Origin of the sequence: Ramlibacter agri (genome assembly GCF_012927085.1) — a bacterium.
Classification (GTDB): Bacteria; Pseudomonadota; Gammaproteobacteria; order Burkholderiales; family Burkholderiaceae_C; genus Ramlibacter; species Ramlibacter agri.
The window spans coordinates 741,125-755,248 of sequence record NZ_JABBFX010000001.1 but is presented as its reverse complement, the minus strand read 5'-3'; the positions used below and the strand labels follow the sequence as shown (position 1 = coordinate 755,248).

At 69.4% G+C, this 14,124-nt stretch carries 13 protein-coding genes; 11 read left to right on the top strand and 2 right to left on the bottom strand.

Translation table 11 applies throughout. The annotated features are described in order from the left end of the window. Positions 1–6 precede the first annotated feature (6 nt). The gene (locus HHL11_RS03575) at positions 7–963 is read right to left on the bottom strand and encodes a LysR substrate-binding domain-containing protein (protein WP_169417070.1); all 957 of its coding nucleotides are present in this window, start codon (positions 961–963) and stop codon (positions 7–9) included. 158 nt (positions 964–1,121) lie between these two features. Between HHL11_RS03575 and HHL11_RS03570 the strand changes: the two genes are divergently transcribed. The 3 genes from HHL11_RS03570 to HHL11_RS03560 are packed head-to-tail and all read left to right on the top strand — an operon-like array spanning position 1,122 to position 4,060. Beyond that, positions 1,122–2,309 carry a porin gene (locus tag HHL11_RS03570; RefSeq protein ID WP_169417069.1) on the top strand — a complete coding sequence of 396 codons (1,188 nt, stop codon included), beginning with the start codon at positions 1,122–1,124 and terminating at the stop codon, positions 2,307–2,309. 27 nt (positions 2,310–2,336) lie between these two features. Next, positions 2,337–3,089 carry a hypothetical protein gene (locus HHL11_RS03565; RefSeq protein ID WP_169417068.1) on the top strand — a complete coding sequence of 251 codons (753 nt, stop codon included), beginning with the start codon at positions 2,337–2,339 and terminating at the stop codon, positions 3,087–3,089. Beyond that, on the top strand, positions 3,086–4,060 hold the full coding sequence (locus HHL11_RS03560) for an NAD(P)-dependent oxidoreductase (RefSeq protein ID WP_169417067.1): 975 nt from the start codon (positions 3,086–3,088) through the stop codon (positions 4,058–4,060). Before HHL11_RS03565 ends, HHL11_RS03560 begins: the two co-directional genes overlap by 4 nt. On the opposite strand, the gene HHL11_RS03555 is transcribed toward HHL11_RS03560, so the two are convergent. Then, the gene (locus HHL11_RS03555; RefSeq protein ID WP_169417066.1) at positions 4,057–4,977 is read right to left on the bottom strand and encodes a LysR family transcriptional regulator; all 921 of its coding nucleotides are present in this window, start codon (positions 4,975–4,977) and stop codon (positions 4,057–4,059) included. The genes HHL11_RS03560 and HHL11_RS03555 overlap by 4 nt on opposite strands. A 115-nt stretch (positions 4,978–5,092) precedes the next feature. Between HHL11_RS03555 and HHL11_RS03550 the strand changes: the two genes are divergently transcribed. Genes HHL11_RS03550 through HHL11_RS03515 form a run of 8 tightly spaced genes read left to right on the top strand, consistent with a single transcriptional unit; the run spans position 5,093 to position 14,058 of the window. Further along, positions 5,093–6,472 carry a CapA family protein gene (locus HHL11_RS03550; protein ID WP_169417065.1) on the top strand — a complete coding sequence of 460 codons (1,380 nt, stop codon included), beginning with the start codon at positions 5,093–5,095 and terminating at the stop codon, positions 6,470–6,472. A gap of 31 nt (positions 6,473–6,503) precedes the next feature. Further along, the gene (locus HHL11_RS03545) at positions 6,504–7,511 is read left to right on the top strand and encodes an ABC transporter ATP-binding protein (protein ID WP_169417064.1); all 1,008 of its coding nucleotides are present in this window, start codon (positions 6,504–6,506) and stop codon (positions 7,509–7,511) included. Next, a complete protein-coding gene (locus tag HHL11_RS03540) occupies positions 7,508–8,449 on the top strand; it encodes an ABC transporter ATP-binding protein (RefSeq protein WP_169417063.1) in 942 nt (313 codons plus the stop codon). Before HHL11_RS03545 ends, HHL11_RS03540 begins: the two co-directional genes overlap by 4 nt. Positions 8,450–8,452: 3 nt before the next feature. Next, positions 8,453–9,406, top strand: a complete 954-nt coding sequence (locus HHL11_RS03535) for an ABC transporter permease subunit (RefSeq protein ID WP_169417062.1) — start codon at positions 8,453–8,455, stop codon at positions 9,404–9,406. Beyond that, positions 9,403–10,335: an ABC transporter permease gene (locus HHL11_RS03530; RefSeq protein WP_169417061.1), complete on the top strand. Its 933-nt coding sequence runs from the start codon at positions 9,403–9,405 to the stop codon at positions 10,333–10,335. Before HHL11_RS03535 ends, HHL11_RS03530 begins: the two co-directional genes overlap by 4 nt. A gap of 23 nt (positions 10,336–10,358) precedes the next feature. Next, positions 10,359–12,014: a peptide ABC transporter substrate-binding protein gene (locus HHL11_RS03525; RefSeq protein WP_169417060.1), complete on the top strand. Its 1,656-nt coding sequence runs from the start codon at positions 10,359–10,361 to the stop codon at positions 12,012–12,014. A gap of 16 nt (positions 12,015–12,030) precedes the next feature. Next, entirely contained in the window at positions 12,031–13,023 is a 993-nt protein-coding gene (locus tag HHL11_RS03520) for a LysR substrate-binding domain-containing protein (RefSeq protein ID WP_169417059.1), read from the top strand. Between the two features lie 36 nt (positions 13,024–13,059). Further along, positions 13,060–14,058, top strand: a complete 999-nt coding sequence (locus HHL11_RS03515; protein WP_169417058.1) for a Bug family tripartite tricarboxylate transporter substrate binding protein — start codon at positions 13,060–13,062, stop codon at positions 14,056–14,058. Positions 14,059–14,124: the final 66 nt, after the last annotated feature.

Below are 14,124 nucleotides of genomic sequence, written 5' to 3'. Positions count from 1 at the left end.
GCGGCCTCAGGCGGCAGCGCTTTCCGCCGGCAGGGTCACGCCTTGCCATTCACCGGATTCGACGAGCCGTTTCACGACCAGGCGCATCTCGTCGCGCACCGCGGCGGCCACGCGCGACAGCTTGCCGTCCGGCAACGCGTAGAGAAAGTTCGGCCGTACCACGCGGACATCGGCGATGCGCAAGGTTCGCCAGCGCTGCGGCTCGTTGCCGGCGGCGCGGATGGCCGCGTACGGCTGGATGGTGGCGGCATTGCGGCGCTCCACCCAGTTCATCAGCAGCGGCAGCGAATCCACTTCCGCGATCGGGTCCAGCGGCAGGCCGGCCCGCTTGAACTCGAGCTCGATGCGGCGCTGGCGCAGGGCATGCCGCAGGCTCGGCAGCACCAGCGGCAGCTGCGAGACCTGGCGCAACGTGAGCGCCTCCTGGTCCTGCGGCACCAGCGCGCTGTTCCGGGGCACGATCACGAAGAGTTCCTCCTCCGCCAGCGGTTCCACCTGCAGATCGGAAGCCGCGTCGGGCCAGAACAGGATGGCCATGTCCAGCTGCCCCATGCGCACCATGTATTCCAGCTGGCCGCTCGCGCCCTCGATGATGTTCAGCATGACGGCGGGGTACGCCGCGGCCAGGTGCTCCATGAAGGGCACCCCAAGCTGGCAGGCCGTCGTCGGGCCGACGCCCAGCGTCACGCGCCCGCTCAGGGCCGCGGGCTCCTGGCGCGCGATGGCGACCGTTTCCTCCAGCTGCCGCAGCAGGAACTTGGCGTGCTGGTAAAGCGCCGAGCCGTTCTCGGTGGGCGCCACGCCGCGCGACGATCGCACCAGCAGGGACTTGCCGACCTCGTGCTCGAGGCGCGCCATGTGCTGGCTCAATGCCGGCTGCGCGATGAACAGCTGGCGCGATGCCTTGGCGAGACTGCCGCTCTCGACGATCTGCACGAAATACCGCAGCTGGCGCATCTCCATGGCGCGGATTCTAGGCGAGCGCCGCCGGCCACAGGCCGCGCGCCATGGCGGCAGTCCCGCTCGCGGCGGGCGGCGTTATACCCCCTCCAGCAATTCTGTATTTTCCCCGCGCCCCATCCCTCCGTAGCATGCGCCGCGCAATGACGGAGACGATGTACATGAAGAAAACACTGATCGCGTTCGCGGCAACCGCCGCTGCTGGGGCGGCCTGCGCCGGCAACGGCGTGCCTGCCGTGGGCCTCAACATGTTCGGCGTGCTGGACGCGACCCTCGCGTATGGCAGCGCCAGCGGAGGCTCGCATCGCGTGCAGCTCACCAACTCGGGCTTCAACAGCTCGCGCCTGGGCTTCCGCGGCAGCGAGGACCTGGGCGGCGGCCTGTCGGCCTCGTTCTGGCTGGAAATGGGCGTGAACCCGGACGACGGCACGGGCGTGGCAAGCAGCACCAACAACCAGCAGGCGGCCGGCGGCGCCAGCGCGGGCAGCCTCACCTTCAACCGCGCATCCTGGGTCAGCCTGAACGGCGACTGGGGCTCCTTGCGCCTGGGCCGCGACTACACGCCCACCTTCACCCTGATGGCGGGCTACGATCCCTTCACCGTGAACGGCGCCGGCACGACCCTGGCCTTCACCGGCTTCAGCATCCGACGCGCCACCGCGCAAGGCCCTTACCCCGCTTCGACCTCCACGTCGCCCGGCGTTGCCTTCCCGGGCGGCCCGGTGGCGACGCGCGCGCGCGCCTCCAACAGCATCGGCTACATGACCGGCGACAACCTCGGCGGCTTCTATGGCTGGGCGCAGTACTACCTGGGCGAGAACGCACAGGACGGCGCAGCGACCGAGGACGACGGTTCGGGCTACAACGCGCGCTTCGGCTACGCCGCCGGCCCCGTCGACGTCTCAGCCGCGTACGGCAAGACGAAGTACGCTCTGCTCGGCGACTTCCGCACCTGGGACGTGGGTGGAACCTGGAAGCTGGGCAACTTGCAACTGAATGCGGAATACGTGTCGGACCGCGCCGGCGGCACGACGCTGACGGGCGGCATCGGCCCCGCGCCGCTGGATGGCAAGGGCTGGATGGTGGGCGGCTCGTACGTCGCCGGCCCCGGCCTCGTGCGCTTCTCCTATTCCGGCTACAAGGTGGACCTGGGCAGCGGCCCGGTTTCACGCAAGGCCGCCATCGGCTACGTGTATTACCTGTCCAAGCGCACGGCGGTGTACACGACCTACGCGCACCTGTGGAACCGCAACGGCGCGACCAGTACGCTGAACGGTTCCCTGGTGGGCGCGGGGCTGGCAAGCTCCGCCTCGAACGGGCTGGACTTCGGCCTCAAGCACAGTTTCTGAACCCGCAGACTGCAAGGAGTCATCGCAATGCCAACCGTATCCTCGGCCGAAAAGGCGCTTCTTGGCCGCTACAGCCCGCGCGGCAACGCGAACTTCCGCACGCAGTTCATGGGCGAGGACCGCCACAAGGTGGCGCGCACCGGGGAGGCGAGCGGGCCCGCGCCCATCGCCTACCTGGTGGAGCAGGCGCCGCACACCGAGCTGCGCGCGCACTTCCACGTGGCCGACCAGTTCCAGATCTTCGTGACCGGCTCCGGCCGCATCGGCGCGCACAAGGCCGGTGTCGGCTTCGGGCATTTCGTCGGGCCGTACAGCGGATACGGGCCCATCGTGGGCGGAGACGAGGGCGTCGGCTACCTGACCTTGCGCAATGCCTGGGATGGCGGCGCGCAGTTCCTGCCAGAAGAGGTGCAGCAGATGCGCGCCAAGGCCGGCAAGCGGCGCGAGCTGATGTTCAACGCGCCACCCGCGCAGGCGCTGCCCGCCGGCGAATCGACCTTCGCCAGCCTGCTGCAGGAGCAGGCCGATGGCCTGGCCGCCTGGACCTGCAGCCTGGGTCCCGATGCCACGGTGACGGGGCCGGACCCGGCCGTGGGCGGCGGCCAGTTCTGGATCGTGATGGACGGCAAGCTGGCCGACGGCGAGCAGGGCCTGCTGCAGCGCCTGTCGCTTGCCTTCGTGGCGCCGGACGAACCGGCCTACACGCCGAAGGCCGGCCCGCAAGGCCTGCAGCTGCTGGTGCTGCAGTTCCCGCGCTTCGTTGCGGCGGCTGCAGCGTGAAGCTCGCCATCCTCGACGACTATCTCGGCGTCGCCCTGGGCCTCGCCGATTGGAGCGCCGTCGCGCGGCGCTGCGAGATCGTGGTGTTCGACCGTCCGCTCGCCTCGGAGGACGAGGCGGTCGCCGCGCTGGCCGACGTGGACATCGTGTGCACGCTGCGCGAACGCATGCCATTCCCGCGCTCGCTCATCGCGCGGCTGCCGAAGCTGAAGTACATCGCCGTCACCGGCATGCGCTACGACACCGTGGACACGGCGGCCGCCGCCGAACGTGGCATCCCCGTGTCCAACTCGGAGGTCAGCCGCGGCGGCGGTGGCGTGTCGGAGCTGGCCTGGGGCCTGGTGCTCGCGGCGGCCCGCCACATCGCGCACGAGGACGCGGTCATGCGCCGCGGCGGCTGGCAGACGCGCGTGGGCTTCACCTTGCGTGGCAAGACGCTGGGGATCCTGGGGCTCGGACGCATCGGCTCGCGCATGGCTGCGTACGCGCAGGCCTTCGAGATGAAGGTGCTGGCCTGGAGCCCGCACCTGACGCCGGAGCGCGCAAGCGCCAGCGGGGCCGGCTGTGCCGGCCTGGACGAACTGCTGCGCGGCAGCGACGTGGTCACCGTCCACCTCCCGCTGGCGGAGGGCACCCGCGGCCTCATCGGCGCGCGCGAGCTCGCGCTGATGAAGCCCGAAGCGCTGCTGGTGAACACCTCGCGCGCGGCCATCGTCGACCAGCAGGCCCTGCTCGACGCCCTGCGCGAGCGCCGCATCGGCGGCGCTGGGCTGGACGTGTACGAGGCCGAGCCGCTGCCGGCCGACCATCCGCTGCGCGGCCTGGACAACACCGTGCTCACGCCGCACATCGGCTACTTCACCCGCGACATGCTGCGCGTGTACTACGAGGACGCGGTCGAGGCGATCCTCGCCTTCCTCGATGGCGCGCCGGTACGCGTCGTCAACGCGGAAGCGTTGGCCCGCCGCTAGCTCGCCTGCCGCCGTTGCGCCGCGGCAGTCAGCAGCTTGCGTCCGATATCGGCCGTGAGCCGCACCAGCCGCGCATTGGCCTGCGACAGAGTCGCGCGCGTCGACACGGCCATGCAGATCTCGATCTTCAGCCCCGGCGCGGCCAGCGGCAGCGGCACCACCTTGTCCTTCTGCGCGGCCAGGCTGCGCGACAACTTCGACAGCACCGCGAAGCCCTCGTCGCGCGCCACCAGGTCGATGATCGTCTCGATGTTGTCGATCTCCATCGCGATGTTGGGCACCTTGCGTGCCCGCCGCAGCGCATCCTCCAGCGCGACGCGGATGGCGTTGGGGCGGCTCGGTTCGATCAAGGCGTAGTCCACCAGGCTGGCGACCGGGATGGGGCCTTTGCCCGCCAGCGCCCGCGCGGCCCGCGCGGATGCCATCAGGTACAGGTCCTCGGAGGTGAGCTCCGTGGTTTCCACCAGGGGCGAAGCGCTGGGCCTGAACATGATGGCCACGTCGATCGCCCCGGTCTGCAGGTTTTCCAGCAGGAAGGCGGAGCGGCCCTGGAACACCGCGAAGTTGGCGCTGGGATCGGCATGGCGCAACTGCGCCACCAGGTCCGTGCCGATGGTGGCCGCCACGGTGAAGGGCAGGCCGATGGCAAAGCGGCCGGCCCCGGCCGCGCGCACGTCGGCTTCGGCCTTGGCCACCTCCTCCAGGATGCGATGCGCATGCGGGATCAGCCGCTGGCCCGCTTCGGTCGGCGTCACGCCGCGGCCATTGCGCACCAGCAGGCGCGTGCCCAGCTCGCTTTCCAGGTTGCTGATCTGCTTGCTCAGCGAAGGCTGCGCCATCTTCAGCGTGCTGGCCGCGCGGCTGAAGCTGCCGAGGCGCGCCACGGTGGAGAAGTACTTCAGCTGCTTGATGTCCATCGAGGGTTTACCCGGAATTCGTATTCCAAAAAACTATAACTGATACAGGGCTGCCGGGGGCGCGACCGGAGCGTTGCGCACCAACAATCCCGCCCATCGACACACGGAGATATCGATGGCTTCTCAAGGTTTGAACTGGAACGTCGCCCTGGTGGGCGAATGCATGGTTTCGCGGCCCTTCGCGGTGCACGACGACGCCGAATCGATGCGTGTCATCAACATGCTGCGCGGGGCCGACCTGACCTACGCGCACTTGGAGATGAACTTCGCCCACCAGAGCGAACTGGAATATCCGGGCCGCGGCGACTGGCTGGGCAGCTTCATGATGGCCGACCCGCAGATCGCGCGCGACCTGCGCTGGGCCGGCGTGGACATCATGTCGCACGCGCAGAACCACAGCATGGACTTCGGGCCGGCCGGCATGCTCGCCACGCTGAAGCACTGCCGCGAAGCCGGCATCGCCATCGCGGGCACGGGCGCCGACCTGGAAGCCGCGCGCGAGCCGCAGTACCTGGAAACGAAGCAGGGCCGCGTCGCCATCGTCTCCACCAGCTCCGGCAACAAGCCCAACGAGTGGGCCAGCCTGGGCAAGGGCGGCTACGCCGGCCGCCCCGGCATCAACCCGCTGCGCGCGGGCTTCAAGTACATGCTGACGCAGGAAGCGGCGGAGCAGATGAGGGCGATCGCGCTCTCGCTCGACGTGCTGCGCGAAGCCGACGGCTCCACCATGGGCACCGGCCTGAAGGCGGGCGAGTTCAGCTTCCAGATGCCCGGCGACCAGTCGACCCGCGGCTCCAACGTGTTCATCCCGGGCGACAAGTTCGAGATCCAGAGCTTCTGCCACAAGGGCGACCTCGAAGGCAACCTGCGCTCCATCGACGAGGCCCGCAAGATGGCCGACTTCGTCGTCGTGGCCCACCACTTCAACATCGCCGACGGCAAGCGCCGCGAGAAGGTGCCGATGTTCGCGCGCGAGTTCGCGCATGCGGCCATCGATGCCGGCGCCGACGTCTACATCGCGCACGGCTGGCACTGGACGCTGGGCATCGAGGTCTACAAGGGCAAGCCCATCATCTACGGCACGGGCAACTTCTTCGCCCAGTCGGAGTTCATCCAGCGCGTGCCCTACGACAGCTACGAGAGCTGGGGCCACGACATGAACCGCCTGCCCACGCTGAACCCGGCGGACCACCCGCTGCACCCGGGCCTGGACAAGCACAACGAGAACTGGTGGACCTCCGCGCTGATGGCGCTGGAGATGAAGGGCGGCAAGTTCGTGCGCATGAACCTGCACCCGGTGGAGATGGGCCGCACGGCGCGCGAAGGCACCATCACCCGCCGCACCGGCCAGGGCGAACACAAGCTGACCGAGGGCCGCCCGCTGATCTCCAGCGGCGAGACGGCGCAGCGCACGCTGGACCGCATCGCCCGCCTGTCGAAGAACTTCGGCACCGAGGTGAGCGTGGAAGACGGCATCGGCGTCATCCGCTTCTGAAGTCCGGCCACCACCTGCCGTGAGGATCCTCATGTCCCAGGACGCCCCGCCGCCGGCCGCGCGGCCCGCGGAAGCCACGCCGGCCCTGGAGGTGAAGAACCTCACGGTCAGCTTCGAGCGGGACGGCCGGCGCGCGGAAGTGGTGTCCGACGTCTCGTACACCATAGCGCGCGGCCGCACGCTCGGCGTGGTCGGCGAAAGCGGCTGCGGCAAGACCATCACCTCGCTCGCGGTCATGGGCCTGGCGCCGCCCGGCCTGCGGGTGCAGGGCGCGATCCGGCTCGCCGGGCAGGACCTGGCCGGCGCCTCGGAGAAGGCCTGGCAGGACGCCCGCGGCGACCGCGTCGCCATGGTCTTCCAGGAGCCCATGAGCGCGCTGAACCCGGTGATGAAGATCGGGCGGCAGATCGCCGAAGTCCTGGTGCGCCATCGCGGCGCGCGCTGGCGCGAGGCGAACGAGGAGGCGGTGGAACTGCTGGCCTCGGTCGGCATCCCGTCACCGCGCCTGCGCGCGCAGGACTATCCGCATCGCCTGTCGGGCGGCATGCGGCAGCGCGCGATGATCGCCATCGCGCTCGCCTGCAAGCCCGCGGTGCTGGTGGCCGACGAGCCCACCACGGCGCTGGACGTCACCATCCAGGCACAGATCCTGGACCTGATGATCGAGCTGCAGGAACGCACCGGCACCGCCATCCAGTTCATCAGCCACAACCTGGCCGTCGTCTCGCAGGTCGCGCACGACATCATCGTCATGTACGCGGGCCGGGTGGTGGAGCAGGCCGATGCGCAGCAGCTGTTCGCGCAGCCGCTGCATCCCTACACGCGCGGGCTCATCGCCACGCTGCCGGACCCGCAACGGCCGGTGAAGCGCCTGCCCGTGATTCCGGGCCGCGTCGCGGCCGTCAGCGCCGGCCACACCGGCTGCCGCTTCGCCGCGCGCTGCGCGCTGGCGGACGAGCGCTGCCACGCGCAGGAGCCGCAGCTCGAGCAGCGCGGCGAACGCCACTGGGTCGCTTGCCACAAGGTGGAGAACGCATGAACGCGCTGCTCGACATCGACGCGATGAGCGTGCATTTCAAGGTAGGCGGCGGGCTGCTGAAGCGCGGCCAGGTGCTGCGCGCGGTGGAGAACGTCACCCTCCGCATCGAGGAGAACGAGACCGTCGCCCTGGTCGGCGAAAGCGGCAGCGGCAAGACCACGCTGGGCCGGGTCGTCGCCGGACTCGCGGATCCCTCGGCCGGCGCGGTGCGCTACCGCGGCGGCGCGGTGCGGCCTGCGGGCAAGGTGCAGATGATCTTCCAGGATCCCTTCTCCGCGCTCGACCCGCGCATGCTGGTGGCCGACATCGTCGCCGAGCCGCTGCGCCTGCTGGGCGTGGACGCGCAGGAACGCCGCGAGCGCGCCCGCGCCCTGATCGAGCAGGTGCGCCTGCCCGCGGATGCGGGCGACCGCTACCCGCACGAATTCTCCGGCGGCCAGCGCCAGCGCATCGCCATCGCCCGCGCGCTGGTGGCCGATCCCGAGCTGGTGGTGGCCGACGAGCCGCTGTCGGCGCTGGACGTCTCCATCCAGAGCCAGGTGCTGAACCTGATCGCGGAGCTGCGCGAGACGCGCAAGCTCGCCATGCTGTTCATCAGCCATGACCTGGGCGTGGTGCACCACCTCGCCGACCGCGTCGCGGTGCTGTACCTGGGCCGGCTCGTCGAGGTGGCGAAGCGCGACGACCTGTTCGCGCGTCCCAGCCATCCCTACACGCGGGCGCTGCTCGATGCCGCGCCGCGCATCGGGCCGCGCCGCGTGCCCGGCGCGGGACTGTCGCTGCGCGGCGAAATCCCGAGCCCGATCAACCCGCCTTCGGGCTGCGTGTTCCACACGCGCTGCCCCAAGGCCACGGACCTGTGCCGCACCACCGCCCCCGCCCTGGAACCGGCGCCGGGCCGGCCGGTGCAATGGGCCGCCTGCCACCACAAGGAGTAACCCGTGGCCAGCTTCACCTTGCGCCGCATCGCCCAGGCCGTCCTGGTGGCGGCGATCATGTCCTTCTTCCTCTACGTGATGCTTTCGCTGCTGCCCGGCGACCCGGTCGACGTGATGCTGGAAGGCAACCCCGCCGTCACGCCGGAACTCGTCGCCCAGATGCGCAAGCTGTACGGCGCCGACCAGCCGGTGCTGCAGCAGTACGGGCACTGGCTCGCGCGCCTGGCCACGGGCGACCTCGGCTACTCCAACAGCCAGTTCAAGCCGGTGCTGGCCGTGCTGGGGCCGGCGCTGGCGCAGACCAGCAAGCTGATGGTGCTGACCTTCACGATCAGCGTGGCGCTGGCCATCGTGCTGGGGTGCGTGGCGGCGCTGAAGCCGGGGGGCTGGCTGGACAACGTCATCAGCTTTTTCGCCTTCGCCTGCATCTCCTCGCCCGCGTTCTGGCTGGCCCTGATCTTCCTGATGGTGTTCTCGGTCAAGCTGCACTGGTTCCCGGCGACGGCGACCGCGCTGGACCCGAACATCGGCCTGCTGGAGCAGCTGCGCTACTACGTGCTGCCGGTGCTCACGCTGACGTTGTTCAACACGGGGCAGTACGTGCGCTACGTCCGGGCCTCCATGATCGAGACCCTCAACGCGGACTTCATCCGCACGGCCCGTGCCAAGGGCCTGGGCTGGTTCACCGTCGTCACCCGGCATGCCTTGCGCAATGCCCTGGTGCCGGTGGTCACGCTCATGGCCCTGGGCTTCGGCACGCTCATGTCCGGCGCCCTGGTCATCGAGGCGATGTTCGGCGTGCAGGGCATGGGCAAGGCCATCTATGACGCCGTGATGATGAAGGACTTCAACGTGGCCATGGTGGGGATGCTGTTCGCCACCATCGTGACCCTGCTTGCCAGCCTGGCCGCCGACCTCGCCTACGGCTGGCTCGACCCGAGGATCTCCCTGCAATGAGCACCGCCTCCCTCCCCCTGGAATCCAGCCCGCGCCCGCTCTCGATCTGGGCGCTGCGCTGGCGCGCGCTGCGCCGCCACAAGCCGGCGATGGCATCGCTCGTCCTGCTGCTGCTGCTGGCCGCGTTCTGCTTCAGCGCACCGCTGGTCGGCGCCTTGCTGCACGTGGACCCGAACGCCACCGACCTGTTCGAGCGCTACGGCCCGCCGACCGCGACCCACCTCCTCGGCACCGACGAAGTGGGACGCGACGTGCTCCTGCGCCTGATGGTCGGCGGCCAGGTCTCGCTGGCCGTGGGCGTGCTGGCGACGGTGTTCGGCGGCCTCCTGGGGATCGCCGTGGGGGTGCTGGCCGGCTACCTGGGCGGGCGCATCGACGCCTTCCTGATGCGCGCCACCGACTGCATGATCTCGCTGCCGCTGATTCCGCTGCTGGTGGTGCTGGCGGCGATCGACCTCGGCAAGCTGGGCATCCCGCCGGACGTCGCCCAGGGCCCGGACGTGTCCTTCTGGCGCATCGTCATCATCATCGCGCTGGTCGACTGGACCACCATCGCCCGCGTCGTGCGCGCCGGCACGCTGGCCGTCGGCCGGCAGGACTACGTGCTGGCCGCGCGCGTCAGCGGCGCAGGCACGCCCTACAACGTGGGCGTGCACGTGCTGCCCAACGTGGCGACGCCCATCATCGTCGCCGGCACGCTGACCGTGGGCCGCGTGATCCTGCTGGAATCCACCCTCAGCTTCCTGGGCGTAGGCGTCATGCCGCCCACGCCGACCTGGGGAAACATGCTGAACAACGCGCAGGAGCTGGCGTCGTCCGCGCCGATGCTGGCCGTGTGGCCCGGCCTGCTGATCTTCCTGACCGTGATCGCGTTCAACTTCCTGGGCGACGGCCTGCGCGTCGCCTTCGATCCGCGCGCGACGAAATAGACAGAGAAAAAGGAGACAAGCCCATGAAATTTCTTCCCGCCCTCGTGGCGAGCCTGGCGCTGGCCGCATCGGTCGCCCACGCCGACGCCAACAAGCAGCAGCTGGTGATCGGCCAGCTGCAGTACCTGTCCAACTCGCACCCGCTGGTGCAGGTGAACAACACGAAGCTGTTCCTCATGGGTTTCGTGCAGCGCCCCATCACGGCCTTCGACGCCACGGGCCGCAGCGTCTGCATCCTGTGCGCCACCAAGCCGAGCCTGGAGAACGGCCTCGCCAAGGTCGTCAGCCTGCCGGGCGGCCAGAAGGGCATGCTGGTCACGCTCAAGTTGCGGCCCGACGCCAAATGGGGCGATGGCACGCCCGTAAGCGCCAGCGACGTCGCCTTCACCTGGAAGATGGCCAGCGAAGGCACCGTGGCCTTTTCCAACTACAACTCGTGGAAGCGCGCCACCCAGGTGGACGTGGTCGACCCGAAGACGGTGGTGCTGCACCTGCCCAAGGTGATGGTGGGCTACGACACCTGGGACCAGGTGCTGCCCTCGCACCTGGAAGGCCCCGTCTACGACAAGTACAAGTCGACCGAGGACTACTCGCGCCAGAGCCTGTACAACCGCGAGCCCACCAACCCGGGCTTGTGGAATGGCGCCTACGTCGTCAGCAGCGCGCAACTGGGCACCGAGGTGACGCTGGTGGCGAACAAGTACTGGCCGCAGCCGCCGCGCATCCCGAAGGTGATCCTCAGCTACCGCGGCAGCGCCACGGCGCTGGTGCAGAACCTGCTGTCCGGCGACCTCGACGCGCTGCCGGTCAGCCCGGGCGGCATCAGCTTCGCGCAGATGCTCACCCTGCGCAAGGACCACGCGGACCGGTTCAACTTCCCGCTGGACGCCGGCTACAACCTGGAGCGCATCGCCTTCCAGCTGAAGAACCCGGTGCTGGCCGACGTGCGCGTGCGCCGGGCCATCGCCATGGCCATCGACCGCGAGGCCATCGCCACGCGCCTGTTCGAGAAGGTAGTGCCGGTCGCGCGCAGCCTCGTGGTGCCCGCCAACGCCAACTACTCCGATGCCGTGGCGCGCTACCCCTACGACCTGGCCCAGGCACGCGCGCTGATGGCGCAGGCCGGCTGGAAGCCCGGCGCCGACGGCGTATGCACGAATGCCGCGGGCCAGAAGGCGTCCTTCGAGATCCTCACCACCGCCGGCAACCAGACGCGCCTGCAGATCGCGCAGGTGCTGCAGAACCAGCTCAAGTCGATCTGCATCGCGGCCACCGTGCGGCAGGCGCCCATCGCCATCTTCAACGGCGACGAGATGCGCAAGCGGCGCTTCAATGGCCTGAGCCTGTCGTCGATCCAGTTCCCGCCCTCGGCTTCGCCGGGCCTCATGCTTGGCAGCAATGCCGTGCCGACGGAACAGAACGGCTGGACCGGGAACAACTTCTCGGCCTACGCCAACCCCGCCATGGACGCGGCGATCGCCGAAGCCGATGCGGCGCTGGACCCGGCGCGCGAGAAGGCCGCCTGGGCCAAGATCCAGCGCATCGCGATGGACGACCTGCCGATCCTGCCGCTGTACTTCTACCCGGCGTCCTGGGTGGTGCCGAAGGATGCGAAGGGCTTCGACGTGGCCCGCTTCGACCAGCCCACCAACTGGGCCGAACAGTGGACGCGCCAGTGAACGCGGGAGACCTGCGATGAACATGCGGCAGCTGCGCTACTTCGTCCAGATCGTCGACAGCGGCAGCCTCGCCAAGGCTTCGCGCCAGCTGTTCATCGCACAGCCGGCGCTCAGCCAGCACGTCGCGAAGCTGGAGGAAGAAGTGGGAACGCCGCTGCTGCAGCGGTCTTCGCGCGGCGTGGTGCCCACGGAAAACGGCGCTGCCGTCTACCAGCACGCGAAGTTCCTGCTGCGCCAGTTGCAGGAAACCGTCGCGGTGGCGCAGCAGGTGCCCAGCGGGCTGGGCGGGCGCGTGACGCTCGGCCTGCCGCCCAACACCGTGCGGCGGCTTGGCCAGGCCTTGCTGGAACGGATGGAAGAGAAATTCCCGGCGATCCGGCTCAACATCGTGGAGGCAGCCAACCGGCAGCTGGGTTACATGACGCAGGTCGGGCAACTGGACCTGGCGGTTCTCTTCAGCCCTCACGCGGCGTCCGACCTGCAAGTGCAGCCGCTGTTCGACGAGGAGTTGTTCGTGATCCTGCCCGCCGACAGCGCGCTGGTGCCGGCGGACCGCCACTCGCTCACGCTGCGCGAGATCGCCCGCTTGCCGCTGGTGCTGCAGAGCCTGCACCATCCGGCGCACCGGCGCCGCATCGAGCTGGAGTTCGACCGGGCCGGCTTGCCGCTGAAGCCGCTGGCCGAGATCGATTCGCTGCACCTCCTGATGGGCGCGGTCGAACGGCGCGGCGCCGCCACCATCCAGCCTCATGCAGCGGTGCACGCCTTCGGCGATCCGGCCGGTCGCTGGCGCTGGCTGCGGATCGCGGACGTGCGGGTCGTGCGCCGCAACTACCTGTACGCCTTGTCCGCCGACAAGCTGCCCACCGCCGGAGACGCCGTGCGCGCGGAGTTGCAAGCCCTCGTGCGCCGCAGCGTGGAGACGGCATCGTGGGAAGGCATTGCCCTGCCGGCAGAGGCCGACTGCGAGGACACCGAAGATGGACGCGAGCTCGCGCTCAGCGAATGAGCCGTTCGCGCAAAATGCAATGAAAGGAAAAGAGAAATGAGCGCACGCAACCATGCCGGCCGGAAGGCCTTGCTCGCATGCGGCCTGTTGATGACCCTGCTGCTGCCCCCGCAAGCCCTGGCGGACCCCTATCCCGCGCGCGCGGTGACGGTCACGGTGGGTTACGGCGCCGGCGACAACATGGACCTGCTCGTGCGGATGCTGGCCGAACGCGCCGCGAAGAAGCTGGGGCAGCCCATCGTCGTCGCCAACAAGCCAGGGGCTGCGGGTGCCGTGGAGCTCACCACGCTCGCCCACGAAAAGCCGGACGGCTACCAGATCGGCGCCGTGCTCGACACCGCGCTGGCGCGGCTGCCGGTCCAGCACAAGCTGGCCTACAAGCTGCAGGACTTCGAACCGGTGCTGCAGTTCTCCTCGGGCAGCGCGGGCATCGTGGTGCAGGCCAGCGCCCCCTGGAAGACGCTGCCGGACCTGATCCGGTATGCCAAGGCCCATCCCGGCGCAGTGACCTATGCCACGACAGGACCGGGCAGCACCATGGACGTCGCCTTCCAGTTCATGAAGGACAAGGCGGGCGTCGACTGGATCCACGTTCCCTATTCCACCGCCAGGCAGGGCCTCACGGCCGTCCTGGGCGGCCACGTGACTGCAGCCGTCGGGACGACGCAATGGGTCAACGAAGTGCGGACCGGCAAGCTGCGGCTGCTCGCCGTGCTGGGCGAGCACCGGATGAAGGCGTTTCCCGAGGCGCCCACCATTCGCGAACTGGGCTACGACTTCGCCGCCGACAACGCGAGCGTGCTGGTGGCGCCCAGGGGCACGCCGCGGGACATCCTGGCGCGGCTGAACGACGCCTTCCGCCAGGCGATGGAAGACCCCGAATACCTCCGGCTGGCCACTTCCATCCAGGCGGAAAAGGTGTACCGCAGCGGCGACGAGCTCAAGCCCTACCTGGCGCAGGTGCAGTCCGACTTCGCGAAGACGATCGCCGACCTGAGGATCCCCACCGACTTCACGTCCGCGAAGTCGGATTGATTGCGGGTTTTCCCGGGCACGGCGGCGGAGCCGAACCCCACGACCGGCCTCGGTATGATGCCCCGA

What these genes read in the sequence shown, in the direction of transcription:
- HHL11_RS03575 (WP_169417070.1), bottom strand. Translation starts at nt 963, where the DNA reads ATGGAGATGCGCCAGCTGCGGTATTTCGTGCAGATCGTCGAGAGCGGC.
- HHL11_RS03570 (WP_169417069.1), top strand. Translation starts at nt 1,122, where the DNA reads ATGAAGAAAACACTGATCGCGTTCGCGGCAACCGCCGCTGCTGGGGCG.
- HHL11_RS03565 (WP_169417068.1), top strand. Translation starts at nt 2,337, where the DNA reads ATGCCAACCGTATCCTCGGCCGAAAAGGCGCTTCTTGGCCGCTACAGC.
- HHL11_RS03555 (WP_169417066.1), bottom strand. Translation starts at nt 4,977, where the DNA reads ATGGACATCAAGCAGCTGAAGTACTTCTCCACCGTGGCGCGCCTCGGC.
- HHL11_RS03550 (WP_169417065.1), top strand. Translation starts at nt 5,093, where the DNA reads ATGGCTTCTCAAGGTTTGAACTGGAACGTCGCCCTGGTGGGCGAATGC.
- HHL11_RS03545 (WP_169417064.1), top strand. Translation starts at nt 6,504, where the DNA reads ATGTCCCAGGACGCCCCGCCGCCGGCCGCGCGGCCCGCGGAAGCCACG.
- HHL11_RS03540 (WP_169417063.1), top strand. Translation starts at nt 7,508, where the DNA reads ATGAACGCGCTGCTCGACATCGACGCGATGAGCGTGCATTTCAAGGTA.
- HHL11_RS03530 (WP_169417061.1), top strand. Translation starts at nt 9,403, where the DNA reads ATGAGCACCGCCTCCCTCCCCCTGGAATCCAGCCCGCGCCCGCTCTCG.
- HHL11_RS03525 (WP_169417060.1), top strand. Translation starts at nt 10,359, where the DNA reads ATGAAATTTCTTCCCGCCCTCGTGGCGAGCCTGGCGCTGGCCGCATCG.
- HHL11_RS03520 (WP_169417059.1), top strand. Translation starts at nt 12,031, where the DNA reads ATGAACATGCGGCAGCTGCGCTACTTCGTCCAGATCGTCGACAGCGGC.
- HHL11_RS03515 (WP_169417058.1), top strand. Translation starts at nt 13,060, where the DNA reads ATGAGCGCACGCAACCATGCCGGCCGGAAGGCCTTGCTCGCATGCGGC.